The sequence below is a fragment of the Dactylosporangium sp. NPDC050588 genome, assembly GCF_040654975.1.
GTDB classification, from domain to species: Bacteria; Actinomycetota; Actinomycetes; order Mycobacteriales; family Micromonosporaceae; genus Dactylosporangium; species Dactylosporangium maewongense.
In genome coordinates this window covers 38,924-60,387 of sequence record NZ_JBFAJA010000007.1, presented here as the reverse complement: position 1 = coordinate 60,387, position 21,464 = coordinate 38,924, and the positions used below count along the sequence as shown (strand labels likewise).

The window sequence follows — 21,464 nt, the reverse complement described above, 5'->3', positions numbered from 1 at the left end:
CACATAATTTACGCATGACGGACAGCGCGGACGGCATCGTCGGATGGCGATGGCTCGACGTGCGGCTGCAGCGGCGGGCGCGCCGGCTGGTCCGCGCCCTGCCTGCACCGAGCCGCCTGCGCCGGGCCGCCACCGCGGCCGTCGCCGCTGTCGTGCAGGCCGGTGCCCTCGCGACGCTGGTGTGCGGGGTCTGGCTGTGCACGGTGCGGTTCCCCAGCGTCGCGCTGCTGCCCGGTGCCGTGCTGGTCCTCTTCGGCGTGTTGACCCTGCCCCGCCCCGCGACCCTGCCCCGCGACGTCGTCACCGCCCGCCGCGCCGACATGCCCGCGCTGCACGCGATGGTCGACCGGGTCGCCGCCGCGCTGGGCGTGCCCCGGCCCCACCTCGTGGTGCTGGACGACCGGTTCGCCGCCGGCTCGGGCCACGCCGGGCTTTTGCGGCGCCGGTACCTGCGCATCGGCGCCCCGCTCTGGGCGGTGCTCGACCCCGCGCAGCGCACCGCGCTGGTGGCTCTGGAGCTGGCCCGGTTCGGCGGCGGCGACCCGAGCCGCGCCGTGCTCACCGGCACCGTCGAACGCACCCTCGCGACGATGGTCGCCATCTTCGAACCCGGCGCGGACAAACTGCTGCACGCCGGCCGCGAGGAGGACGTCACCAAGATGATGGCGGCGAACCCGACGCGGATCGGCCAGCAGCACGCGCAGTCGTACACGAACCTCGCCGGCGACCTGGTACGGCCGTTCGTGGCGCTCCTGCACGGCGTGTTCGGCCTGATACGGCTCGGCTACCTGACGCTGCTGCAACCCGAGGCGCTCCGGGCGGTCCTGGCCGCCGACACCCGCGCGGCGGCGGTGGCGGGCACGCCACAGGTCCGGTCGGTCCTCGCCACGCGGCTGCTCGTCGAGCCGATGGTGACGGTGCTGCGCCGCGACGCGCGGGCCGGTGACCGCTCCGGCGTGGTCCGGCGCGACGAGCCCGAGGTGGTCGTCGCCGGCTGGCCCGCCCTCGCCGCCGGCGTCGTGGCGAAGTACGCGCCGTCGATGCCCGAGCTGTGCGACGCCGACGTGGCACGCGCCGCGTCACCCTTCGCGGTCACGCCCCCGCTCGGCCGGCGCATCGAGACGCTCACCGGGACACCGGCGACGCCGGCGGCCGATCCTGACGAGTCCGCGGCGACGGACGTCGAGCTGCGGCCGATGTACCGCCGGCTGGTGCGGGACCTCAGGAACGGCTGAGATCAGGTGGCGCCCCGTACAGCACGGTCATCAACTCGGCGTATCCGGCCGCCGTGCCGATGCCCTGGCGACGCTCGGGATGCACGAGGTAGTGGTGGACCGCGTGGGCCAGGAACAGCGCGTCTATGGTGTCGGTGCGGATCCGGGTCCGGGTCAACGGCAGGCCGGCCGCGCGGACCAGGTCGGGCCTGGCGTACGTGAGCCGCAGCGACAGCGCCGTCGGTGTGGTGGGCGGCAGCGAGGCCGTCGTCAGGGCGTCCCACGGAACGGTGAGCGTGCCGAGCGGGCCCCGGTCCTTCACGCCGTCCGGTCCCAGCTGCACACCGACGCCCCGCCACGCCGCGGCGATCTGCACGACGCTCAACACGACGACCAGGCAGGCCAGGACGAGCAACGCGTCACCCATGAACCAGCCTGCCGGGTCTTCGGCCGGCCGGTCGGGTTGCAGCGTACGGGAGTTGACCGCGATCATGATGATGGTCGCGCCCATGAAGGCCGCGCCGGCGGCCTGCAGGACGTGGTTCGGCGGTGACGGGGCACGGAACGCGCCGGCGTCGACCGTGAACGCCGCCGGTCGCCGCCGGGTCATCGCGACGACCGCCAGGACGAGTGCCGCGAGGCCGAGCAGGGGCGGCAACACCGGTATGGCGTACCTGAGGTCGCTGTCCGGCGCCGACAGCAGGTGCGCGCCCACGAGCACGCCGGCAAGGGCAACCGCGGCGCCGAGCACCCGGCGAGGGTGACGCGCGACGCCGGCGAGGATCGCGGAGATCATCCGGGCAGCCTAGGGGGCACGGCGGCGGCTGGGAAGCGCGGCGTCGGCAAGCGGACCTACCGGGTCGGGCCGGCCACGGCCAGTACAGGATGCTCGGACGGCAGGTGATCCGCCAAGGCTGAGCGCAGCACGACGCGGCCGGGGCGGGTGAGCCAGATCTCGACCTCGAACGTGTCGCGTCCGTCGCGGGTCCGGATCGGAGGCATCGACGCGCCGGCGGTGAGCACCGCGACGCCGTGCGGCCCGGTCGGTGTCACTTCCAGCAACGGCGTGCCCCAGCGGCGGGTGAAGCGCACCGACTCGACCGCCGGCCAGCGCACGATCATCGGGGACGAGCCCCGGGAGGCCAGCTCCAGGCCCGCGCTGGAGATGCGCACCCAGTCCCGGCACCACCGCCACCGGAAGAAGGCGAAACATGCGCCGTAGACGCAACTTGAGACAACGGCGTTGCCGCCCAACATCAACAGGTTCCGGGCGGGCGGCGGAGGGGGTGCCACGGCCAGCATGATGAGCGAGAGCACCACCCATGCCGCCGCTGAGATCGCCAGGCCGAAACCGAACGCGCGCCAGAACCCGGGGCGAAACGTCACAGCGTCCTCAGCGGGCGGCGGGATCTGCTCAGGGCGCGGCATGCGCCAAGCGTACGGACGGAACGCTCCGACGCCATCCGGCAAAAGGACGCCTTCGCGCCGACCAGCCAGGCACAACGTGGTGGGGCAGGGGGCGAAGCGCGGTGTCGCGGGTTTGTGGGTGGCGGTCGGGGGCAGTGGTCGCGCTCGGGAAGCCGGGGGGACGTGACCGGAGGGACGCATGGAGATCGGGCCGGCGGCGGTGGTGCTGCCGAAGGACACCTGTCACCTCCAGCAGGGCAGGTACGGTCCGGTCTTTCCGCGCACGCCCGCGTGTCACGGGTTCACGATCATCGCGGACGTGAAGCCGGGGCACGCCGAGGCGCAGCGGGTGAAAGCCGCCTGCTCCAAGATGCTTGACCGGCTGCAGTGAATGGGCAACGGGTCTACAACACTGGCGCCCGTACACGACGGGACAACGCCGCGTGAGCGTCTATGTGGCGTGGAGCTGCCCGGCCGAGGCGGGCAACACCGAGTTCACCACGTTCGTATGGCTCCCGCCGGCCGGCCCGCGCGCCGGTCACATCCTCATGGCCGACTCGACGATCTTCAGCACGCTCTTCGGTGCCGACGAGAGCCTCCGCAACTTCTGGCGCAACGTCGTCACCAGGTAACGGGAGACCGCGACCATGGACCTGCACGACATCCAGCGCGGCGTGCTCAGCCCGCGCCCCTCGCCGTACGCGGCGGCGTACCTCGCGTTCCGCATCGACGACCGCGCCGCCGGCCGGAAGCTGATGCGCCGCGCCGCGGCCGTCGTCACCTCCGCCGCCGAACCGGCCGGCCCGCTCGGCGAGACCTGGGTCAGCGCGGCCGTCACCTGTAACGGGTTGCGGGCGCTGGGCGTACCGGAGCAATCCCTCGACTCGATGGCGTGGGAGTTCCGCCAGGGCATGGCGGCCCGCGCGACCGCGCTCGGAGACACCGGGCCGAGCGCGCCGGAGGCGTGGGAGACGCCCCTCGGGTCACCGGACGTGCACGTCGTCCTGGTCGCCGTCGCGCCGGACACGGCGCTGCTGGACGCCACGATCGACCGGGCCCGTCCCGCGTACGAGCGGCTGCCCGGCGTCACCGCGATCTGGCGGCAGGACTGCCACGCGCCGCCGGCCGGGACCGAGCCGTTCGGCCACCGCGACGGCATCAGCCACCCCGCGGTCGAGGGCAGCGGCATCCCCGGGTCGAACCCGCTCGAGTCGCCGCTCAAGGCCGGCGAGTTCGTCCTCGGGTACCCCGACGAGCTCGGCGGCGTGCAGACCACCACCCCCGACGTCCTCGGCCGCAACGGCAGCTACGTCGCGTTCCGTAAGCTCCGGCAGGACGTGGCCGCGTTCCGCCGCTTCCTGCGCAAGAGCGCGGACACGGACGACGAGGAGTTCGTCGCCGCCAAGCTCATGGGCCGGTGGCGCAGCGGCGCGCCGCTGGCGCTCGCCCCCGAACGCGAGGACCCCGCGCCGCGCCGCGCCAACGCCTTCCTGTTCGCCGGTAAGGACCCCGACGGGTTCACGACGCCCGGCGGCACCCACATCCGCCGCGCCAACCCCCGCGACTCGGCCGTGGCGGGAGAGGTCCGGCTGCATCGCATGATTCGCCGCGGTACCGCCTACGGCCCGCCCCTGCCCGACGGCGTCCTCGACGACGACGGCGCGGACCGGGGCCTGCTGTTCGCGTTCGTCGGCGCGCACCTGGGGCGCCAGTTCGAGTTCGTGCAGACCGAGTGGCTCAACAACGGCGTCTTCTTCGGCGCCGGCGACGCCCGCGACCCGATCGCCGCCACCGGCGGCCCGGGCGCGGCGGACTACCCGATCCCGCGCCGGCCCGTGCGCCGCAAGCTGCGCGGCGTGCCGAACTTCGTCACCACCCGCGGCGGCGAGTACGCGTTCCTGCCCAGCCTCACCGCGCTGCGCTGGCTCGGCGAGCGGCGGGCTTGAGGGCGCGGCCGTGGACCTGCATCAGCTCCTCAACGCCGTCACCGTCATCTTCATCGCCGCGACCATGTTCGCCGCCGGCCTCCGGGCGACCCTTCCCGCGCTGCTCGCCGTGTTCCGTGACGTGCCGCTGTTGCTGCTCGTGCTGCTGGCCAACCTCGTCGTCGTCCCGCTGCTCGGCTGGGGCCTGGCGGCGCTGTTCGGCCTGGCCACCGCCCCGTTCGTCGCCCTGCTGCTGACCGCGTCGTCACCCGGCGGACCGTTCGCCGTCAAGCTCGGCATGATCCAGGCCGGTGACGTCATCACCGCCGCCGCGATGCAGGTCCTCCTCGCCGCGGTCGGCAGCGTCACCTTCGGCTTCACCGCCAACGCGCTGCTCAGGTTCGCCCACGTCGGCACCGGCGCCGCGCTGGACGTCGGCGCGCTCGTGCGCAGCGTCGTGCTCCTGCAGCTGGTGCCGTTCGCGGTCGGCCTGACGCTGCGCCGGTACGCGCCGCTGACCGCCCTCGCCTGGCACCCCGCCTCGGTCAAGGTGTCGGACACGACGTTCCTGATGGTCCTCGCCGGCATGCTGCTGGGCAACTGGGCCGACGTCGTCGCCCTGCTCGGCACCCGGACCCTGCTCGCCGGCTTCCTGTTCGCCGCCGCGTCGTTCGGCCTCGGCACGCTGTTGTCCACCGGCCCCCCGCGCCGGCGCACCACCATGGGCGGCGTCGCCGCGGTCCGCAACATCGGTCCGGCCCTGGCCGCGGTCAGCCTCGCCTTCGACAACTCCCCGGCCATCCTCGGCGCCCTCGCCGCCATCCTCCTCAGCGGCGTCGTCGCCGCGCTCCCCATCGCCGCCTTCCTCGCCCGCCACCGCACCGACGCCCCGCCCGAACCCACCTGACCGCCGGCGCACCAACGCGTCTGGCCTACCCGGCCGATCCGGTGCGCCCATATTCAGACCAAAGCCGGTGGTGCGGCCAATGTGGTGACTCACGGTCAGGGCCGTGCAGGCGGGTGACCTGTGGGTGGGACCGGTTGATGCATCGTATTCACCAGCATCACCGAGAATCGTGACGGACCAAGTCTCGCTGTACCTGTCTCGGAGAACCCGTCCATCGAACCGTCCAGCCCGTGCCCGCGCAGATGCTGGACTCCGTGAGCGAGCATCCAATCATCGCCCACGGACACCACGTACACACCGCGCCGGTACGCCTCCTCGGTGCCATCCGCCACCGGGATGCCGGTGCGCGTACGATCTTTCGGTGGTTGACGAAGACCGGGCGCTTCCGGTCATGCTTGTACAAGCCCACCTGATCTGGCTACAGGAGTTTCACCACTGGCACGACTTTGAACCCGGCGACATATTTGAGAGTTCAGCAGAGACCACTGAGTGGTGACGCGAGAATACGAACAATCCAGTGGCGGACGTCGCCCCGTTCAGGGTGTTCGGGCGTGATGCCTCCGGCGGGCTGTCTGCGTTCTGGCTCCGCGAGCCGGAGGCGCCTGTCGAGACCCAACCGATCGTGTTTCTCAGCTCAGAGGGCGGGATCGACGTCATCGCGTGCAACTTGAGCGACTACCTCTGGCTGTTGGCAAGCGGCGTTGGACCGTTGGAGGTGGTGTTCGGCTTGCACCGAGAGCCGGAACCGATTCCTGCGCTGGTCGCTTTGCCCAGCAACACGCGCAGACACCCGCACGAACCGCTGAAGCGGTGACAGCCGCAGCAGGCGCCCAGGTACCTGCGCTGACAGCGTTCATCGAGTCGGTCTGCAGATACGAACGATCCGCGCCGCGACCTCTCGACGACCGTCGCTGACGTCCGGATCTGGGCCGCCGGGCGGGCGCGCCGCCAGCCGCGCCGGTGTGACTCTCCGTCTGGGAGCGCAAGCCCGGGGACGACCGGCGTTCACTGAGCTGCCGATGAGCAGTCGTGGCGCTGTCGAGGCAGTGTTCGGCTATCGTGCCGACGTGGAAAGCGTGCTACTGCGTCGGCTGGCAGCACACCGCGGCGTCGCAGTGCCGGACCAGGAGCGGCTACCCGAGTTTGCGGACGACCTCGGATGGCGCCTCGCCGACATGCTTGCGATCGCCGGCCTGCCGATACCAGGCGAGCTGATGCCGGCCGACCCCACCGCGAAACGCCAGGTCCGGCATGTGCTCCAGGAAGCCTGCCGGCTGACCGCTGAGGAATTGGGTCCGATTCGCCAGTACGCCCGCGCGCTGCCCCCATCACCCAACCCGCGCCAGCAGGCAGCGCCACCGGCGACCGTGACGTTCGGCGCGGTGCTCGAACGGCTCATGCTCGTCCGGAACCTCGACGATACGAGCGTGTGTAATGTCATCGCCTGGTCGGAAGCATTGCTTCGCCGGCTCATCCTCGGGTACTTCCCCCCAAAACCGGTGTGGCTGCTCTATCTCGGCGACGTGCTCGACCTGCGCCCCGACGACCTGGCGGCGCTCAGTGCAGTGCCCACGCCGTCAGGCAACGCGCCCACCCCGGACTACAGATCACACGTCGGTGGACTGGTCTGGGACCTGACGCCGCTCTCGGCGGACGCCATCGAACAGGTGGCAAGCTTCGTCGTCGAGATGCGGCACGACGCAGCCTGCAACTGGTGATGTCATGTGAACAGTGGAGCGCACTGCGCGAGGCGGTCGTCGAAACCGGCGACGGGGTCATGGGCTTGCCAGTTCGACTCGGTCCGAGCTGAGGGTCGCAGCCGATGGGCGCAGCGGCAGATGGAGCGGGGGTGACCGGGATGGACTTACCTGGCGGTGGTGAACGCGAGCCGGACCCCGAGGCCGATCAGCGCCGTGCCGCTCATCCCGTCGATGAAACGACGTGCGGCCGGTCGGGAGAGCACCCGGCGAGCCGCGGCGACCAGATTCGCCACGGTGAGGAACCAGACGGCCGTGATGACCACGGCGATCAGTGACAACGTCAGCAGCGGGACGAGGCCGGCATCGGACGGAAGAAACTGGGGCAGGAGCGCGACAAAGAAGATCGCCGCCTTGGGGTTGAGCGCGTTGCACAGCAGACCGTCGCGGAACGATCTCCACAGACCTGAGCCAGCGGTGCGGTCGGCGTCTGGATCGGATCGGACGTCGCGCGAGCGCCATGCCGAGCGCAGTGCGCTGACACCGAGGTACACCAGATAGCCCGCGCCCACAAACTTGATGACGGTGAAGGCGACGGAGCTCATGGCGACCAGCGCCGCAACGCCGGTGGCGGCGGCAATCGCCCAGGCGAAGACCCCGGCCGCGACGCCCACCGCTGTCGCCATGCCGTGCGCGCGGCCGGCAAGGGCCGAACGGCGCATCACGACGGCGAAGTCCGGTCCAGGCGACATCGCACCGAGAGCGACAACGCCGCCGAAGGCCAGCACCTGCGCGGTTGTCATCACCGCTTCTCCCCCCGTTCCGCGTCGACGCGCGCCGCTGCCGAGCCGTCACTGTACTGCGGGCTCACGGTGATGGGCAGGTCGTCAGGCGCCGATGAAGTGCTCGGCCTGAGTTCGGGTGGTGTGCAAGACCCAGTAGTCGAGGGCGATCTCGTCCGGCGCGCGATAGGGGACGCCCTCTGGGGCCTGGGTGCCGATCATCAGGTTGATGGCCACGCTCGCGACGTAGATGCCCTGCTCGGCGAGGGTGTTGTGCAGGTTGATGGCCCAGTTGCGCTGGCCGGCCTGGGCGATGTTGACGTCGGCGAGCATCGGGTACGGGTTGATCGCGCCGCCGCCGGTGGTGAACAGCACCGTGCCGGATCCGGCCACGATCATGGCGGGCAGCACCGCCTGGACCGCGGCGACCGCGCCGTACAGGAGGCTGTCGATCGGCCGGCGCAGCGATTCGACGGTCACGTCTTTGGGCGCGGTCATGGTCAGGCCCGCGTGCGGGGAGTACTCCAGCACGTCGATCCGCCCGAACCGCGTGATCGCGTGTCGCAGCGCGGCGGTGACCTGGGCGGCGTCTGCGGCGTCGGCAGGGAACCCCTCTGCGGTGATCCCTACGGTGTTGAGTTCGGCGACCAGGACGTCGAGATTGTCCTTGCTGCGCGAGATGAGGGCGACATCGAATCCGTGGCCGCCGAAGACCTTGGCGATGGACAGACCGAGACCCGGCCCGGCTCCGACGATGGCGATGGTGGGCATGGCGAAGCTCCTTCAGAGGTGCAGTCCTGGCCGGACGGCCGGGATGGGTGAGAATGCGCGACGCGGGCGGGTCAGCCGTGCTCGGCCGGCACGGCCGCGCCGGGCGGTGCCCATTCGGTGGGGCACGGCGCGCTCAGGGCGGCGAGCAGCCGCTGGGAGACGGCGCCGAGCCGACGTAGCTGCGCCTTGGTCAGCGGGTCGATGACCAGCCGGCGCACGGCGGCGACGTGGCGGGGCGCGGCGATCGCGACCTTGGCCATGCCGTCGTCGGTGAGCGTCGCCAGGGTGGCGCGCCCGTCGGCCGGGTCGGGGTGCCGGCTCACCCAGCCGCGCTTCTCCAGCCTGATCACTTCAAGCATGAAGCATCTCCAACCCGCTTGAAGCAAAATTGCGCACAGGGTCGGTACATGCAGTCCCGACTCCGCGGCCGCGCCTTACCCTGTACTCCAACGCCGTACCCATCGACGCCCTCATCGACGGGCCGATACTCGGCGCCGCGCAGCACACCGGATACCGCGTGCCCTACCCCGTCGGCGCCTTTGGCATCCTCGCCCTATCCAGCAGATTCGCCACACGCTCCGACACCATCCAGCCCAACGGCGTCCACACCAACGGCGACACTGCCGCGCAGCGCTCAACACGACCTGCTGCCCGCCATCACCGAGGCCACCGACCACCTCCACGCCATGCGGATGGCCTTGACCGGCGCCGCCCCCGGGTAGCGTGCCAACACATGAGCTACGACCTCACGTTCTTGCTGAAGGACTCGGCCTCACCGTCCGACGCTGAGGATGTCGAGGACGATGAGGGCTGGGACGACGATGACGACGACGAAGCGCTGGAGGCGCCGGACGGCGCGGCCTGGGAGCGCATCGTCGAGGAGTCGCGGAGCGTCCTGGGCGACGTCAACGTTCGTCGGCATGAGGGATACTTCGAGCTCGACCACGAGCCCACCGGCATCCAGGTGAGCCTGTACGCGGACGAGGCCGGCGTGACGGTCCCGTACTGGTATTCGGGGGCCGAGGCCGCGGCGATCGTCCGGTTGATGTATCAGATCGGCGAGATCGTGGAGCGCTGCACGGGCATGGCCGGACGGGATGAGCAGGTCGGACTTCCGGTGGCCGACGCTGCCGGCCGGCCTCAGCTCGCGGTCGCCATCTTCAACCACGTGTCGGGCACGGTCGTCCAGCCCCAAGCTGAGGAGTAGAGCGCCGAATCGGTCGCGTGCTCGGTCTGCGGCCTGGTTCGCACCACGACGGTGTTGAGCAGGTGGGATCAGGCACCGATGAGAAATGGCGCCGGCAGCCGTCTGAGTACGGACCGGTGAAAACGCGCTGCGCGGATCAAGGGAGAGCAACGACATGAGACCACTTCGCTACTCGATCAACGTCACCCTCGACGGCTGCTGCCATCACGAGGCAGGGCTCGCCCCGGACGAGGAGTCGATGCGGTACTGGACCGCCGAGATGCAACGAGCCGATGCCCTGCTCTTCGGCCGGGTGACCTACGAGATGATGGAGTCGGCGTGGCGGCGGCCGGCCACGGGCACGTGGCCTGACTGGATGGGTGAGTGGCAGATCCCGTTCGCCGAGACCATCGACCAGGCCAAGAAGTACGTCGTGTCGAGCGCCCTGAGCGGGTTCGACTGGAACGCCGAGCTGGTGCGAGGCGACCTGGAGCAAGCGGTTCAGCAGCTCAAGCAGGAGCCAGGCGAGGGCCTGTTCGTGGGCGGCGTGACGCTCCCCCTGGCACTGGCAGATCTGGGACTGATCGACGAGTACGTGTTCGTCGTGCAGCCGATCCTCGCCGGACACGGGCCGACGTTGCTCACCGGTCTGCGCGAACGCATCCAGCTCGAGCTCGTGGACCGCCATGACTTCCGGTCCGGGGTGGCCGCCCTGCGATACCGGCCCACGCGAGCAACGGCTTGACCGGCGCATCCATGCCGGCCGGGCGGTTGACGGAGCTGGTATCGGAGGCAATGCCAGCACGCCGACGAGTGTCCGGGACCGAGCGGCGGTCGATCGATGCCAATGCTCAGCGACGTGTCCGCCAAGTGAGCCTCCGACGCTGACGGCTTGGTCGCTCTCGGATCATGTCAGTACTGCGCGTCCGGCCGTAACTCCGAACGCGCGCCGACGGCCGTCGGTAACGTGCGGCCATGCGCACATAATGGGCGCATGGCCGGGAAGCGAAAACGGCGACGACGGTTGCGGCCGGACGATCAGGCGACGAGGTTGACCAGGCTGAAGACGCGCCCCACGCTGCCCAGGCGACGCCGCGCACGGCACAGCTCGCCATACGCCAACACGAAGGAGTGGGCCGGCATCGTCTTGGCCACCGTCGCCGGGCTGGTGTTCGTGTGCATCGCGGTCCAGATGCACTACGACCATCGGATCCTGCAGCAACGTGGGCTGGTCACCACGGGCGACATCGTGTCGGTGTCGTACACCAAGGGCGGCCCTTTCGCAGAAGTTCGGTTCACCACCGCCGACGGAAGGACCGTCCAGGCCGACGTGTCGAACACTGGCGATGCGACCGAGGTCAAGGTGGGCGCGCGGATGGAAGTCCGGTACGACCCGAAGGACCCGACCGGCCGGGTGGAGGACCCGAACGGCGACGGGAGCACCCGCTGGATGGTGGGAATCGGCGGAGTCGTGCTCCTGGCCGGCGCCGCCTACGGCGCCACCCGCGTCGCATAGGTCACCGCGAGCGCGCCGCAACGCCAGCGGAAGTTGTCGCCTTCGGTACTCGGCGACAACATCCGCGCAACGGGGCATCGGAGTCAGCGAAGACGAGCTGGACGAGGACCAGCAGCGCCAACCCGGTCAGCGACAAGCACTTGACGGCGCGTTCGAGCGCAGGTACGCCGAGGCGCCGGAGGACTTCGACGCGGTCGTCGCCGATGGCGTCGATCGGCAGCCCGGCTCGTGGCCGTCAGGCGGAGGGCAGGGCAAGGCAGTCTGCGTGGGTGAACTGATCGTGGATGAACGCGACGTCCTGTGCTCGCAACGCGATGCCTGTCCCGGGACAACTCCTGATGTACTGCATTCCCGATCGCGGCTGCGCAGCGAAGCGTGATACGAGCGCAACCCGAGTGGATGCGACAGCACAACGCTGTACTTCCGAACATCGCCAAGATCGGGCGAACATCTGCCGCTGAGAGGCGCTCGGCGGTGGGCTGAAGGGCGTTGCCGGCAGTAGCTGGCTCTCAGTCAGCGGAGCGCTGCGACGGCTTCTACCTCGACGAGCTGGTCGGGGTAGCCGAGGACCGTAACCCCGAGCAGGGTGCTGGGCGCATCGTGGTCGGCGAAGTGCCGGCGGACCACGTCCCATGCGGTGACGAGGTCGGTGCGGTCATGGCTGGCGACGTAGACGGTTGTCTTGACCACATCGGTGAGGGTGGCACCGGCGGCCGCCAACGCCGTGCGAAGGTTCGCCATCACCTGTTCGGCCTGCCCGGCCACATCGCCAACGGCGACGGTCGCGCCGGCCTCGTCGAGCGGGCAGGCTCCGGCGGTGAACACCAGCCGCCGGACGTCGGAGGCCACCGCGGCGTAGGCGTACGGAGCCTGGTCGGTCAGCCGGGGCGCGCGGATCAGCTCGATGGAGCCGGACATGGTCACGGACGTATCGTCGCAAACTCCCTCGGCGGTGACGAACGAAAATCGGGCCACCCACGATCGCCGGACGTCCGGATCGGCCACTGGCAACGCGCACCGTACTACCAGCACCGTAGCCGGAAACCGCGTTGCTGGCGGCATGTTCGGCTTACGCTGCGCGGGTGGCTGAGCAGGTGCGCACCGGCACGACGACGGCGACGACGCGGGAGTGGCGGGTCGACGAGGGCTGGGGTGTCCTTGACTCGCCGGACACGCCGGGCGGGTGTTGGGCGCACTTCAGCCACATCGACATGCCCGGATTCCGGGCGCTGGAGCAGGGGCAGGTGGTCCGCCTCGACTGGGAGTCCCCCGGCCAGGACGGCTTCGACTACCGGGCCGTCCGCGTCGTCCCATGACCCGGCGGCGACCCGAGCCGCGCGGCGACGTGGGCCACCCGGCGACCCGCGCCACGCGACGTTCCGCGCCGCCCAGTGGGTGCTACGCGGTGGCGAGGTGGAGGTGGAGGTGGTGTTCGACGCGGGCGGCGGTGGCGAGGATGTCCGGGGCGCGCAGGTGGTGGACGCGGGCGTTGTCCGAGGTGGCGCCGTGGCGGGACAGCATCTCGGCCATACGGGTGCGGACGTCGACGCGGGTGCCGTCCGGGCCGACGGTCTGGTCGGCGTACGTGAGGGCGTCGGCGACCAGGGACAGCTCGCGCGGGAACTCCGCCAGCTCGTGGTGCAGGCCGCGGACCTCCGCGACGTAGCAGGCGCCCGAGTGGTGGGCGACCAGGGCGTTGATCCGGGCGGCCCAGCCGGCGCCGCGCAGGAACCGGGCGCCGTCCAGCGGGTGGAAGCCGGTGTCGCGCACGGGGTCGGCGTAGCCGATGTCGTGCAGCCAGGCGGCGGCGACGACGTGGTCGCGGTCGGCCGGGGACATCGCGGGGCCCAGGGCGGCGCACAGCTCGACGGCCCGGGCGGCGACGCCCGCGGTGTGCGCCCAGCGCTGCGGCAGGTCGGTGAGCAGGGCCTCGGCGAGGTCCCTGGCCGCGGCGACGTCGACCCGCTGCCGCACCATGGTCGTCATACCTACGACCGTAGGACGCTGAACGCCCGGTGCCGAGATCCCGAAAGGGAGTTCGCGCCTGCTTCACCTGTTGTTCATCTTTAGGGAGCGAACGAGAACTGGTATACGTGACCATGCGCATTCTCGCGGTCGACCAGGGGACGTCGGGCACCAAGGCCGTGGTCACCGACGGCCGCGGGACTGTGCTGGCGATCGCCGAGGAGCCGCTGCGGCCCTCGTACATCGGCGGCGGCGGGGTCGAGCAGGACCCGGGAGCGCTGCTGGAGTCGGTGCTCACCGCCGGGCGGCGCGCCGCCGAGGGGCACCGGATCACCGCGGTCGCGCTCGCCAACCAGGGCGAGACGGTGCTCGCGTGGGACCGGGCGACCGGCGCGCCGCTCACGCCGGCGATCGTCTGGCAGGACCGGCGCGCGGAGGCGGTCTGTGACGCGCGGCGGGCCCACGAGACGACGGTCGCCGCCCGGACCGGGCTGGTCCTCGACCCGTACTTCTCCGCGCCGAAGATGCGCTGGATCCGCGAGCACCTCACCACCGACGGTGTCGTCACCACCACCGACACGTGGCTGGTGCACCAGCTGTGCGGCGCGTTCGTCACGGACGCGTCCACGGCCAGCCGGTCGCTGCTGCTCGACCTCGACACGGGCGCGTGGAGCGGGGAGCTGCTCGACGTGTTCGGCCTCGGCGGGGAGGCGCTGCCGGAGGTCGTGGCCAGCGACGCGGTCGTCGGCACGACCACGGCGTTCGGCGGCGAGGTGCCGGTGACCGGGCTCATCGTCGACCAGCAGGCGGCGCTGCTCGCCGAGGCCTGCCTGCGGGCCGGGGAGGCGAAGTGCACGTACGGTACGGGCGCTTTCATGCTCGCCCAGCTCGGCGCGGCACCGAGAAGGTCGGCGCACGGGCTGTCGGCGTCGATCGCGTGGCGGCTGCGCGACCGGGTGGAGTACTGCCTCGACGGGCAGGTGTACACGGCCGCGTCCGCGGTGCGCTGGCTCGCCGACCTCGGGCTCATCGACGGCGCCGACCAGCTCGACACCGTCGCCGCCGACGACAACGGCGGCGTGCTGTGCGTGCCGGCGCTCGCCGGGCTCGCCGCGCCGTGGTGGGACGCCGGCGCGACCGCGCAGCTCAAGGGCATGACGCTCAGCACCAGCCGCGGCCACCTCGTCCGGGCCGTCCTGGAGGGCGTGGCCGCGCAGGTCGCGGCGGTCGCGCGGCTCGCCGGCGACGACCTCGGCACGCCCCTGACGCGGCTGCGGGTCGACGGCGGGCTCACCCGCTCGCGGGTCCTCATGCAGGCGCAGGCGGATCTCGCGCAGCTGCCGGTCGAGGTGTACCCGTCGCCGCACGCGACCCCGCTCGGCGCCGCCGCCTGCGCCGCGCTCGCCCTCGACCCGGCGCTGACCGCGGCGGACGTGACCGGCGGATGGCGGCCGTCCGCGCTCTACGAGCCGCGATGGTCGCCGGACCGGGCCGCCGAGCACATGGCCCGCTTCCACGCCGCGGTCGAGCAGCGATGACCACCTATGACGTCGCGGTCATCGGCGGCGGCCTCGTCGGCGCGGCGATCGCCCGCCTGCTCGGCGGCACCTCGCTCACCGTCGCGCTGGTCGAGGCCCGCGACGACGTCGGCGACGGCACCAGCAAGGCCAACACGGCGATCCTGCACACCGGGTTCGACGCCACCCCGGGCACGCTCGAGGCCCGTCTCGTCGCCCGCGGGTACACCATGCTCGGCGACTATGCGAAGGCCACCGGCATCCCGGTAGAACGTACGGGCGCGCTGCTGGTCGCGTGGAACGACGAGCAGCTCGCGACGCTACCCGCACTGCGGGCGAAGGCGGAGCGCAACGGGTACCTCGAGTGCGAGCTGGTCAGCGCCGCCGACATCTACGCGAGCGTCCCCGACCTCGGTACGGGCGCTCTCGGCGGTATGACCGTACCCGGGGAGTCGATCACCTGCACGTGGACGACCAACCTGGCCCTCGCGACCGACGCCGTCAACCGCGGCGTGACGCTCCTTCTCGGGCACCGCGTCACGGCCGTCGACAGCGGTCCTGATGTCGTTCGCCTCGTGTGTACGGGCGGCGACGTCACCGCACGCTGGGTGGTCAACGCGGCCGGGCTCGGCGCGGACACCGTCGACCGGCTGTTCGGCCACGAACGGTTCACCGTGACGCCGCGCCGCGGGGAGCTGTTCGTGTTCGACAAGGCGGCCCGGCCGCTGGTGCCGTGCATCGTGCTGCCCGTGCCGTCCAAGGCGGGCAAGGGCGTCCTGGTCAGCCCGACGGTCTACGGCAACGTCATGCTCGGCCCGACGGCGGAGGACCTCGACGACCGCACCGCGACCGGCACCTCGCCCGCGGGCCTCGACTTCCTGCTCGACAAGGGCCGCGCGCTGCTGCCGCGCCTCCTCGACGAGGAGGTCACCGCCACGTACGCCGGCCTGCGCGCCGCGATCGACCGCGACGACTACCTGATCGACGTCGACCCCGCGCGCCGGTACGTCCTCGTCGGCGGCATCCGCTCCACCGGCCTCACCGCCGGGATGGCGATCGCCGAGCACGTCGGCGAACTGCTGTCCGGCCACCTGGACGTGACACCTCGCGCCGACCTGCCGGACCCGCCGCGCATGCCGAACCTCGGTGAGGCGTTCCCCCGCCCGTACCAGGACGCGGCCACGATCGCCGCCGACCCGCAGTACGGGCGCGTCGTGTGCTTCTGCGAGCGGGTCACGATGGGCGAGATCCGCGACGCGTACACGTCTCCGATCCCGCCGGCGGATCTCAACGGCCTGCGCCGCCGTACACGGGCGATGAACGGCCGCTGCCAGGGCTTCTACTGCGGCGCCCAGCTCCGCGACCTGGTCGAGACGCTCGGAGGCACCGGTGGTGGGCATGCGTGAGCACGTCAGGGTCGCGATCGTCGGCGGCGGCCCGGCCGGGCTCACCGCCGCCGCGGCCCTCGCCGGGCGGCTCGGCGACGGGGTTCTCGTCCTGGAGCGGGAGGCCGCGACCGGTGGCATCCCCAGGCACAGCGCCCACCTCGGGTACGGCATCCGCGACCTTCACCGCTTCGTCTCCGGCCCCGCCTACGCCCGCCGCCTCACCGCCGCCGCCTTGTCGGCCGGCGCCCGGCTGGAGACCGAGGCGACCGTCACCGGCTGGACCGGTGACGGCTCCCTCGAGGTCACCTCCCCCCGCGGCCGGCGCGTCATCACCGCCGACGCGGTCGTCCTCGCCACCGGCGCCCGCGAACGCCCGAGACCAGCCAGGCACATCCCCGGCGACCGCCCCGACGGCGTGTACACCACCGGCCAGCTCCAGCAGCTCGTCCACCTGTACCGGCGCGACGTCGGCACCCGGGCGGTCATCGTCGGCGCCGACCTCGTCAGCTGGTCCGCCGCCCTCACCCTGCGCCACGCCGGCTGCCGCCCCGCGCTCATGACCACCGAGTCGCCGCACGCGACGCTGCGGATGCCGGGCCGGCTCGCGTTCGGCGTCCCCGTCCTGACCCGCACCCGCGTCACCGCCGTCAACGGCCACGGCCGCGTCGAGTCCGTCGACATCGAGGACCTGCGCACCGGCCGCCGCCACCGGATCCCGTGCGACACCGTCGTCCTCACCGGCGACTGGATCCCCGAGCACGAGCTCGCCCGCACCGGCGGCCTCGCCCTCGACCCCGGCACCCACGGCCCGCGCGTCGACACCACCCTCGCGACGAGCGTCCCGGGCGTGTTCGCGGCCGGCAACCTCCTGCACCCCGTCGACACCGCCGACCTGGCAGCCCTCGACGGCCGCCACGTCACCCCCGCCGTCCTGGCCTTCCTCGCCGGTGCCGCCGCTGATGTACGACCCGTCGCCCTGACCTGCGAGCCCCCGCTGCGCTGGGTCGCACCGCAGCGGTTCCACCCGACCGGCCCGCCCCCGGTCCGCGGCCGCCTCCAGCTGTGGACCGACACCTACCGGCGCTTCCCCCACGTCCTCGCCACCCAGGACGGCCACCGCATCGGCGCCGCGCGCCTCCCCTGGCCCGCCGCCCCGGGCCGCGTCTTCCGCGTCCCGTTCAGCCTCGTCACGGCCGCCGACCCCACCGGCGGCCCCGTGACCATCTCGCTCGCCTCCTGACGCGCTCCCGTTAGAGGATCTGACCGACCTTGGTGGCGATGTCGACCAGGGCCCAGCCGGCGAACACGGCCAAGGCGCCCCTGGCGATCCAGGCGACCGCCGCCGGCATCCGCTGCCAGACGGTCTGGTCGCTGCCGATCCAGCGGTCGCCGAGCCACGTGACGAGGATCGTCGCGAGCAGCGGGATACAGAGAACCAGGGCCACGGCGACGAGCGGCGGGTCGAGCAGCGTGAAGTCGACACCGTCACTGTGGACCATCATCGACCCGATGACGAGCGTCGCTCCGAGCGGCACGCTGACCCGCCGCCACCACACCGGACCGAAGCGCAGACCCCGGACGGCAACCCAGACCAGCCCGCCGATCGCGCCGATGACGGTGCAGACCAGCAGGAGGTTGACGGTGCCCGCGAGGGTGAACTGGCCCATGACGAAGCCGTCGTCGCTCAGCACCCCGGTCGCCCGCGGATGGTTCATCCGGGCCAGCGCGAGCATGATCAGCCGCCCGCCGACACCCCCGGCGACCAGCCCGGCGACGCCACCGGCCAGGACCGCCACCCCCAACCTGCGGCCCCACTCAACACCACTGGCCAGTGTCGATGTCTGCTCTTGCACGGTCATTCAACGCCTCCGACGCTCAGAGCCAGTGATCGTAGTTACCTGATCACGGCCCCCGTGTCGCCTTTGCGCGCCGCCCCCGTCCGCTGCGTGACAACCCCACCGCCAGCCAGCGCCGCCAGGCCGTTGACACCCAACCGGCCGCCGGCTGGTCTCGTTCGCGAGAACGGGGCGCTGGCTCGATCTGCGTGAACGATCATGATCGCCGTTCCGTTTCGCCATGTTCTGATGTCCTTGTGACAGCCAAGGAAGCCTTCGGGGCCATGGTCAAGATGCACGTGGGTCCGCCACTGCGGGAGGCCGGATTCAGAGGACCGGCTCCGACTTGGCGGCGGAGGTCGCCTGCCGGGGATATTGCGGTCGTCAATCTGCAGAAGTCGTCGTACAACGACGGCGACGAAGTCAACTTCTATGTCAATCTGGCGGTACTGCCAGCCGCGTGGTGGCAGTACTTGATCGACGACTCTTCGCAGAAACGGCCCACCAATCCGGTCGAGCGGCATGGCCTGCTGCGGCGTCGTTTGGATCCGCCGGTGAAGTCTCGACTCCGGGATGGCTGGGTCATCCGGGGCACCGATGGTGGGGATGACTGCGGCCTGGTCCTGGGCGAACGGCTCGAGCAGGTCGCAGTTCCCGAGCTGCAGGCGCTCCTGGATCCCGGCGGCCTGGCCGACTTCCTTGATGGTGGGGCACGGGGATGGTGGGTGACGAAGCGGAAGGACCTCGCCCTGGCCTACGTGCTGGCGGGCAAGGGAATGAATCCCCGGTTGCAGGGGGTCCTCGATGATTTCGATCGCCCTTCACGTAGTCCACGTGATGCGGAACAGGCAGCCTGGCTCCGTCAGCAGGCGGCTGGCTCTCGGCGGGTAACGGGGCAGGCTCGGCCGACCTCCTCGGCTCGGGAAATGTTCGGCTAAACAGAACCGTCGCTCGGTGGGGTGAGACGAACCCATGACTCGAAATCGCAGTTTGTGCAGGAAACTCGCTCCTCATGTGAACTCTCGACCATGGCGACGGTGAGGTGACCGGCGCCGCACCGGGGGCAGGCCACCTCAGCATCAGGGTTCTCCAGGATTTTCAGAACGGCCACGACGGCTGGCGGTCGCGTCATGGTCAGCACCCCCTGCCGGCAGCGTAGGCTCGGTCCGTGAAGGAGTGCGCACCATGGTGACCAGCAGCCCTGTGCACACCAGTGACAGTCGCTACCGGATCGCCGAGGACGTCCCCCCTCCCCGGAGCACCCTGACTACTCCAACGGCATGGTCGATCTGTTCCCCGGGGCCGCAGCGGTCATCACCGGCACGGGTTCGACGGCGGATCACTGTCCGCGACGCGGCTGAGCGTGATCACGCTCGCCGGCTGGGCCTTCGCCGGAGTGGCTCGGATTGACGAGCTCCTCGCGTCTGTGTCACGCGCCGCGGGCGGAGCGGGTCGGGTCGTGGCGGAGGCCGGCGTCGTGGGCGACGACGATGGCCTGTGCGCGGTCTCGGACGTCGAGCTTGGCGAGGATGTGGCGGACGTGGGTCTTCACCGTCGCCATGCTGATGACGAGGTCGGCGGCGATCTCCGCGTTGGACAGGCCGGCGCCGATGCGGCCGAGGACCTCCAGCTCGCGTTCGCTGAGGTCGCGCAGGCCGGGCGGCGGCGACGAAAGCGACGGCTGCCGGGCGGCGAAGTGGTCCAGGACGCGGGTCAGGACGCTCGGCGCGAGGACGGGCTCGCCGGCCACGGCGTGGCGGATCGCGTCGCTGAGACCGTCGGACGTGACGTCCTTGAGCAGGAAGCCGGCCGCACCGGCCCGCAGGGCGTCGAGGACGTGCTGGTCGGTGTCGAACGTGGTCAGCGCCAGCACCCGCGTGCGTCCCGCGGTGTCCTCGACGATCCGCCGGGTCGCCTCGACGCCGTCCATCACCGGCATCCGCAGGTCCATGAGCACCACGTCGGGCCCGTGCGCGGCCACCGCGGCGACCGCCTCGGCGCCGTCGGCCGCCTCCGCGACCACCTCGAACCCGGCCAGCTCCAGGATGAGCCGCAGCCCGTGCCGCACCAGCACCTGGTCGTCGGCGATGACGACGCTGGTCATGCGGCCGCTCCCGGTTGCGGCAGCGTCACGTGCACCTCGAAGCGCCCGTCACCCTTGGTCGCCGCGAACGTGCCGCCGAGCAGCTCGGCCCGGTGCCGCATGCCGGCGAGGCCACGGCCCTCCCGGTCGCCGGTCCGGCTGTCATCGACGGCGCGGGCCTGCGCGCCGGCGCCGGCGGCGTTCACCGCGGTGACCGTGACCGTGTCCCGGGTCCAGTGCACGTCGACCGTCACGGGTGTGCCGGGTGCGTGCCGGCCGGCGTTGGTCAGGCACTCGCGGACGATCCGGTGGACCGCGAGCCACACCGACGTGTGACCGGCCCACGGCGTGCCGGTGACGGTGAGCGAGTTGGCGATCCCCGCGTCCCGGGCGCGGCGGGCGAGGTCGGTGAGGCCGGCGGGGGTCGCGTCGGTGGGGTCGGTGGGCGGCGCCACGACGTCCAACGCGGCACGGATCTCCCGCAGCGTCCGGTGCGCGGTCTCGCGGATCGCCTCGACCGGCGCGGTGGCCCGGTCGGGGGCGAGCCGCAGCGCCGCCGACGCCGCCTCCGCCTGCACGGCGATCAGCGTCAGCTCGTGGCCGAGGACGTCGTGCAGCTCGCGGGCGACCCGGGCCCGCTCCTCGCTGACCGCGGCCTCCTGCACCTTGCGCTTCTCCGCCTCCAGCTCGCGTGCCAGGTCCAGCAGCGCCTGGTGCTGCTGCCGCTGCCGGCGCACGACGCGCCCGGCGAGGACCGGCGCGACGACGACGAGGACCGAGCCGATCGCCGCCGTCGGCACCTCCGGGCCGAGCAGCGTGCCGACGACGCCCGTCACGCACGCCCACACCGACACCGCCCACACCGCCGCGCGGGGCGCGCCGTAGGCGCCGAGGGCGTAGAACTGCAGCAGCACCGTGACGAAGCCCAGCAGCGGGAACCCGTCCATCGTGATGAGCCAGAACGCGCTGGACACCGCGGCCGCCTCGACCGGGTGCCGGCGGCGCCACGCGAGCGGCAGCGTCGACCCGACGACGAACAGCTCGCCGACCCCCGGCGCGGCGAACGGCAGCACCAGCGCCTGGACGAGCCCGGCGACCGTCAGCACGGCGGTCAGGACGACGTCCAGCCGGGTCACGTGCAGCCGGTCCAGCCTGGGGTTCACGCGGCGAGCGTAAGCCATGACCAGCGGCGCGGGCCTCATCCCACGGGCTGATCGTCGGAGCAGCCCGTGGGTCGATGCGGGTCGGCCGGCGCCGTTCGTACCGTGGCG

26 protein-coding genes are annotated in these 21,464 nt (G+C 71.7%); 16 read left to right on the top strand and 10 right to left on the bottom strand.

Annotated features, from left to right (window positions below):
- Window positions 1–14: 14 nt before the first annotated feature.
- Window positions 15–1,235, top strand: a complete 1,221-nt coding sequence (locus AB0I21_RS06285; RefSeq protein ID WP_360559358.1) for a M48 family metallopeptidase — start codon at window positions 15–17, stop codon at window positions 1,233–1,235.
- Here the strand turns inward: AB0I21_RS06285 and AB0I21_RS06280 are convergent.
- Together AB0I21_RS06280 and AB0I21_RS06275 are read right to left on the bottom strand one after the other, a co-directional pair.
- Window positions 1,222–2,010 carry a hypothetical protein gene (locus tag AB0I21_RS06280; RefSeq protein ID WP_360559357.1) on the bottom strand — a complete coding sequence of 263 codons (789 nt, stop codon included), beginning with the start codon at window positions 2,008–2,010 and terminating at the stop codon, window positions 1,222–1,224. The genes AB0I21_RS06285 and AB0I21_RS06280 overlap by 14 nt on opposite strands.
- 56 nt (window positions 2,011–2,066) lie before the next feature.
- A complete protein-coding gene (locus tag AB0I21_RS06275) occupies window positions 2,067–2,642 on the bottom strand; it encodes a hypothetical protein (protein ID WP_360559356.1) in 576 nt (191 codons plus the stop codon).
- A gap of 178 nt (window positions 2,643–2,820) precedes the next feature.
- On the opposite strand from AB0I21_RS06275, the gene AB0I21_RS06270 reads away from it, so the two are divergent.
- The 7 genes from AB0I21_RS06270 to AB0I21_RS06240 all read left to right on the top strand — a co-directional run bounded on the left by AB0I21_RS06270 (window position 2,821) and on the right by AB0I21_RS06240 (window position 7,171).
- Window positions 2,821–3,012: a hypothetical protein gene (locus tag AB0I21_RS06270; RefSeq protein WP_360559355.1), complete on the top strand. Its 192-nt coding sequence runs from the start codon at window positions 2,821–2,823 to the stop codon at window positions 3,010–3,012.
- Between the two features lie 52 nt (window positions 3,013–3,064).
- Window positions 3,065–3,253, top strand: a complete 189-nt coding sequence (locus AB0I21_RS06265; protein WP_360559354.1) for a hypothetical protein — start codon at window positions 3,065–3,067, stop codon at window positions 3,251–3,253.
- 15 nt (window positions 3,254–3,268) lie between these two features.
- On the top strand, window positions 3,269–4,567 hold the full coding sequence (locus tag AB0I21_RS06260) for a hypothetical protein (protein ID WP_360559353.1): 1,299 nt from the start codon (window positions 3,269–3,271) through the stop codon (window positions 4,565–4,567).
- A gap of 10 nt (window positions 4,568–4,577) precedes the next feature.
- Entirely contained in the window at window positions 4,578–5,453 is an 876-nt protein-coding gene (locus AB0I21_RS06255; RefSeq protein WP_360559352.1) for a hypothetical protein, read from the top strand.
- A gap of 361 nt (window positions 5,454–5,814) precedes the next feature.
- Complete coding sequence (locus AB0I21_RS06250; RefSeq protein WP_360559351.1) at window positions 5,815–5,949, top strand: hypothetical protein; 135 nt, start codon at window positions 5,815–5,817, stop codon at window positions 5,947–5,949.
- A 21-nt stretch (window positions 5,950–5,970) separates the two neighbouring features.
- Window positions 5,971–6,267 carry a hypothetical protein gene (locus AB0I21_RS06245; protein WP_360559350.1) on the top strand — a complete coding sequence of 99 codons (297 nt, stop codon included), beginning with the start codon at window positions 5,971–5,973 and terminating at the stop codon, window positions 6,265–6,267.
- Window positions 6,268–6,472: 205 nt separating this feature from the next.
- Entirely contained in the window at window positions 6,473–7,171 is a 699-nt protein-coding gene (locus AB0I21_RS06240; RefSeq protein ID WP_360559349.1) for a hypothetical protein, read from the top strand.
- 146 nt (window positions 7,172–7,317) lie between these two features.
- Here AB0I21_RS06240 and AB0I21_RS06235 read toward each other — a convergent pair whose 3' ends face one another.
- The 3 genes from AB0I21_RS06235 to AB0I21_RS06225 all read right to left on the bottom strand — a co-directional run bounded on the left by AB0I21_RS06235 (window position 7,318) and on the right by AB0I21_RS06225 (window position 9,062).
- On the bottom strand, window positions 7,318–7,953 hold the full coding sequence (locus AB0I21_RS06235; protein ID WP_360559348.1) for a LysE family translocator: 636 nt from the start codon (window positions 7,951–7,953) through the stop codon (window positions 7,318–7,320).
- Window positions 7,954–8,037: 84 nt separating this feature from the next.
- Window positions 8,038–8,703 (bottom strand): SDR family NAD(P)-dependent oxidoreductase, encoded by a 666-nt coding sequence (locus tag AB0I21_RS06230; protein WP_360559347.1) that lies wholly within the window; start codon window positions 8,701–8,703, stop codon window positions 8,038–8,040.
- Between the two features lie 71 nt (window positions 8,704–8,774).
- Window positions 8,775–9,062, bottom strand: coding sequence for a hypothetical protein (locus AB0I21_RS06225; RefSeq protein WP_360559346.1), 288 nt, complete (start codon window positions 9,060–9,062; stop codon window positions 8,775–8,777).
- 374 nt (window positions 9,063–9,436) lie between these two features.
- Here AB0I21_RS06225 and AB0I21_RS06220 point away from each other — a divergent pair, with 374 nt between their 5' ends.
- From AB0I21_RS06220 to AB0I21_RS06210, 3 genes are all read left to right on the top strand, one after another.
- Window positions 9,437–9,910: a hypothetical protein gene (locus AB0I21_RS06220; protein ID WP_360559345.1), complete on the top strand. Its 474-nt coding sequence runs from the start codon at window positions 9,437–9,439 to the stop codon at window positions 9,908–9,910.
- Between the two features lie 154 nt (window positions 9,911–10,064).
- On the top strand, window positions 10,065–10,634 hold the full coding sequence (locus AB0I21_RS06215) for a dihydrofolate reductase family protein (RefSeq protein WP_360559344.1): 570 nt from the start codon (window positions 10,065–10,067) through the stop codon (window positions 10,632–10,634).
- 402 nt (window positions 10,635–11,036) lie between these two features.
- Window positions 11,037–11,405 (top strand): DUF3592 domain-containing protein, encoded by a 369-nt coding sequence (locus tag AB0I21_RS06210; protein ID WP_360559343.1) that lies wholly within the window; start codon window positions 11,037–11,039, stop codon window positions 11,403–11,405.
- 513 nt (window positions 11,406–11,918) lie between these two features.
- On the opposite strand, the gene AB0I21_RS06205 is transcribed toward AB0I21_RS06210, so the two are convergent.
- Window positions 11,919–12,323, bottom strand: coding sequence for a RidA family protein (locus AB0I21_RS06205; protein WP_360559460.1), 405 nt, complete (start codon window positions 12,321–12,323; stop codon window positions 11,919–11,921).
- A 164-nt stretch (window positions 12,324–12,487) separates the two neighbouring features.
- Here AB0I21_RS06205 and AB0I21_RS06200 point away from each other — a divergent pair, with 164 nt between their 5' ends.
- Entirely contained in the window at window positions 12,488–12,721 is a 234-nt protein-coding gene (locus AB0I21_RS06200) for a cold shock domain-containing protein (RefSeq protein WP_360559342.1), read from the top strand.
- A gap of 82 nt (window positions 12,722–12,803) precedes the next feature.
- Here the strand turns inward: AB0I21_RS06200 and AB0I21_RS06195 are convergent, their stop codons facing one another.
- On the bottom strand, window positions 12,804–13,391 hold the full coding sequence (locus AB0I21_RS06195) for an HD domain-containing protein (protein WP_360559341.1): 588 nt from the start codon (window positions 13,389–13,391) through the stop codon (window positions 12,804–12,806).
- Between the two features lie 113 nt (window positions 13,392–13,504).
- Between AB0I21_RS06195 and AB0I21_RS06190 the strand changes: the two genes are divergently transcribed.
- Genes AB0I21_RS06190 through AB0I21_RS06180 form a run of 3 tightly spaced genes read left to right on the top strand, consistent with a single transcriptional unit; the run spans window position 13,505 to window position 17,515 of the window.
- Complete coding sequence (locus AB0I21_RS06190; RefSeq protein ID WP_360559459.1) at window positions 13,505–14,908, top strand: FGGY family carbohydrate kinase; 1,404 nt, start codon at window positions 13,505–13,507, stop codon at window positions 14,906–14,908.
- Window positions 14,905–16,293, top strand: a complete 1,389-nt coding sequence (locus AB0I21_RS06185; RefSeq protein WP_360559340.1) for an NAD(P)/FAD-dependent oxidoreductase — start codon at window positions 14,905–14,907, stop codon at window positions 16,291–16,293. The genes AB0I21_RS06190 and AB0I21_RS06185 overlap by 4 nt, the downstream gene beginning before the upstream one ends.
- Window positions 16,286–17,515 carry an FAD-dependent oxidoreductase gene (locus AB0I21_RS06180; protein WP_360559339.1) on the top strand — a complete coding sequence of 410 codons (1,230 nt, stop codon included), beginning with the start codon at window positions 16,286–16,288 and terminating at the stop codon, window positions 17,513–17,515. The genes AB0I21_RS06185 and AB0I21_RS06180 overlap by 8 nt, the downstream gene beginning before the upstream one ends.
- A 10-nt stretch (window positions 17,516–17,525) precedes the next feature.
- Here AB0I21_RS06180 and AB0I21_RS06175 read toward each other — a convergent pair whose 3' ends face one another.
- A complete protein-coding gene (locus tag AB0I21_RS06175; RefSeq protein ID WP_360559338.1) occupies window positions 17,526–18,134 on the bottom strand; it encodes a hypothetical protein in 609 nt (202 codons plus the stop codon).
- Between the two features lie 233 nt (window positions 18,135–18,367).
- Here AB0I21_RS06175 and AB0I21_RS06170 point away from each other — a divergent pair, with 233 nt between their 5' ends.
- The gene (locus AB0I21_RS06170) at window positions 18,368–19,048 is read left to right on the top strand and encodes a DUF4304 domain-containing protein (protein WP_360559337.1); all 681 of its coding nucleotides are present in this window, start codon (window positions 18,368–18,370) and stop codon (window positions 19,046–19,048) included.
- Window positions 19,049–19,539: 491 nt separating this feature from the next.
- On the opposite strand, the gene AB0I21_RS06165 is transcribed toward AB0I21_RS06170, so the two are convergent.
- On the bottom strand, window positions 19,540–20,214 hold the full coding sequence (locus AB0I21_RS06165) for a response regulator transcription factor (RefSeq protein ID WP_360559336.1): 675 nt from the start codon (window positions 20,212–20,214) through the stop codon (window positions 19,540–19,542).
- Complete coding sequence (locus AB0I21_RS06160; RefSeq protein WP_360559335.1) at window positions 20,211–21,356, bottom strand: histidine kinase; 1,146 nt, start codon at window positions 21,354–21,356, stop codon at window positions 20,211–20,213. Before AB0I21_RS06160 ends, AB0I21_RS06165 begins: the two co-directional genes overlap by 4 nt.
- Window positions 21,357–21,464 lie beyond the last annotated feature (108 nt).

Excerpts from the sequence above, each read along its gene's own strand:
- AB0I21_RS06285 (WP_360559358.1), top strand. The coding sequence starts at position 15 with ATGACGGACAGCGCGGACGGCATCGTCGGATGGCGATGGCTCGACGTG.
- AB0I21_RS06280 (WP_360559357.1), bottom strand. The coding sequence starts at position 2,010 with ATGATCTCCGCGATCCTCGCCGGCGTCGCGCGTCACCCTCGCCGGGTG.
- AB0I21_RS06275 (WP_360559356.1), bottom strand. The coding sequence starts at position 2,642 with ATGCCGCGCCCTGAGCAGATCCCGCCGCCCGCTGAGGACGCTGTGACG.
- AB0I21_RS06270 (WP_360559355.1), top strand. The coding sequence starts at position 2,821 with ATGGAGATCGGGCCGGCGGCGGTGGTGCTGCCGAAGGACACCTGTCAC.
- AB0I21_RS06260 (WP_360559353.1), top strand. The coding sequence starts at position 3,269 with ATGGACCTGCACGACATCCAGCGCGGCGTGCTCAGCCCGCGCCCCTCG.
- AB0I21_RS06240 (WP_360559349.1), top strand. The coding sequence starts at position 6,473 with ATGAGCAGTCGTGGCGCTGTCGAGGCAGTGTTCGGCTATCGTGCCGAC.
- AB0I21_RS06235 (WP_360559348.1), bottom strand. The coding sequence starts at position 7,953 with ATGACAACCGCGCAGGTGCTGGCCTTCGGCGGCGTTGTCGCTCTCGGT.
- AB0I21_RS06230 (WP_360559347.1), bottom strand. The coding sequence starts at position 8,703 with ATGCCCACCATCGCCATCGTCGGAGCCGGGCCGGGTCTCGGTCTGTCC.
- AB0I21_RS06225 (WP_360559346.1), bottom strand. The coding sequence starts at position 9,062 with ATGCTTGAAGTGATCAGGCTGGAGAAGCGCGGCTGGGTGAGCCGGCAC.
- AB0I21_RS06220 (WP_360559345.1), top strand. The coding sequence starts at position 9,437 with ATGAGCTACGACCTCACGTTCTTGCTGAAGGACTCGGCCTCACCGTCC.
- AB0I21_RS06215 (WP_360559344.1), top strand. The coding sequence starts at position 10,065 with ATGAGACCACTTCGCTACTCGATCAACGTCACCCTCGACGGCTGCTGC.
- AB0I21_RS06205 (WP_360559460.1), bottom strand. The coding sequence starts at position 12,323 with ATGTCCGGCTCCATCGAGCTGATCCGCGCGCCCCGGCTGACCGACCAG.
- AB0I21_RS06195 (WP_360559341.1), bottom strand. The coding sequence starts at position 13,391 with ATGACGACCATGGTGCGGCAGCGGGTCGACGTCGCCGCGGCCAGGGAC.
- AB0I21_RS06190 (WP_360559459.1), top strand. The coding sequence starts at position 13,505 with ATGCGCATTCTCGCGGTCGACCAGGGGACGTCGGGCACCAAGGCCGTG.
- AB0I21_RS06185 (WP_360559340.1), top strand. The coding sequence starts at position 14,905 with ATGACCACCTATGACGTCGCGGTCATCGGCGGCGGCCTCGTCGGCGCG.
- AB0I21_RS06180 (WP_360559339.1), top strand. The coding sequence starts at position 16,286 with ATGCGTGAGCACGTCAGGGTCGCGATCGTCGGCGGCGGCCCGGCCGGG.
- AB0I21_RS06175 (WP_360559338.1), bottom strand. The coding sequence starts at position 18,134 with ATGACCGTGCAAGAGCAGACATCGACACTGGCCAGTGGTGTTGAGTGG.
- AB0I21_RS06165 (WP_360559336.1), bottom strand. The coding sequence starts at position 20,214 with ATGACCAGCGTCGTCATCGCCGACGACCAGGTGCTGGTGCGGCACGGG.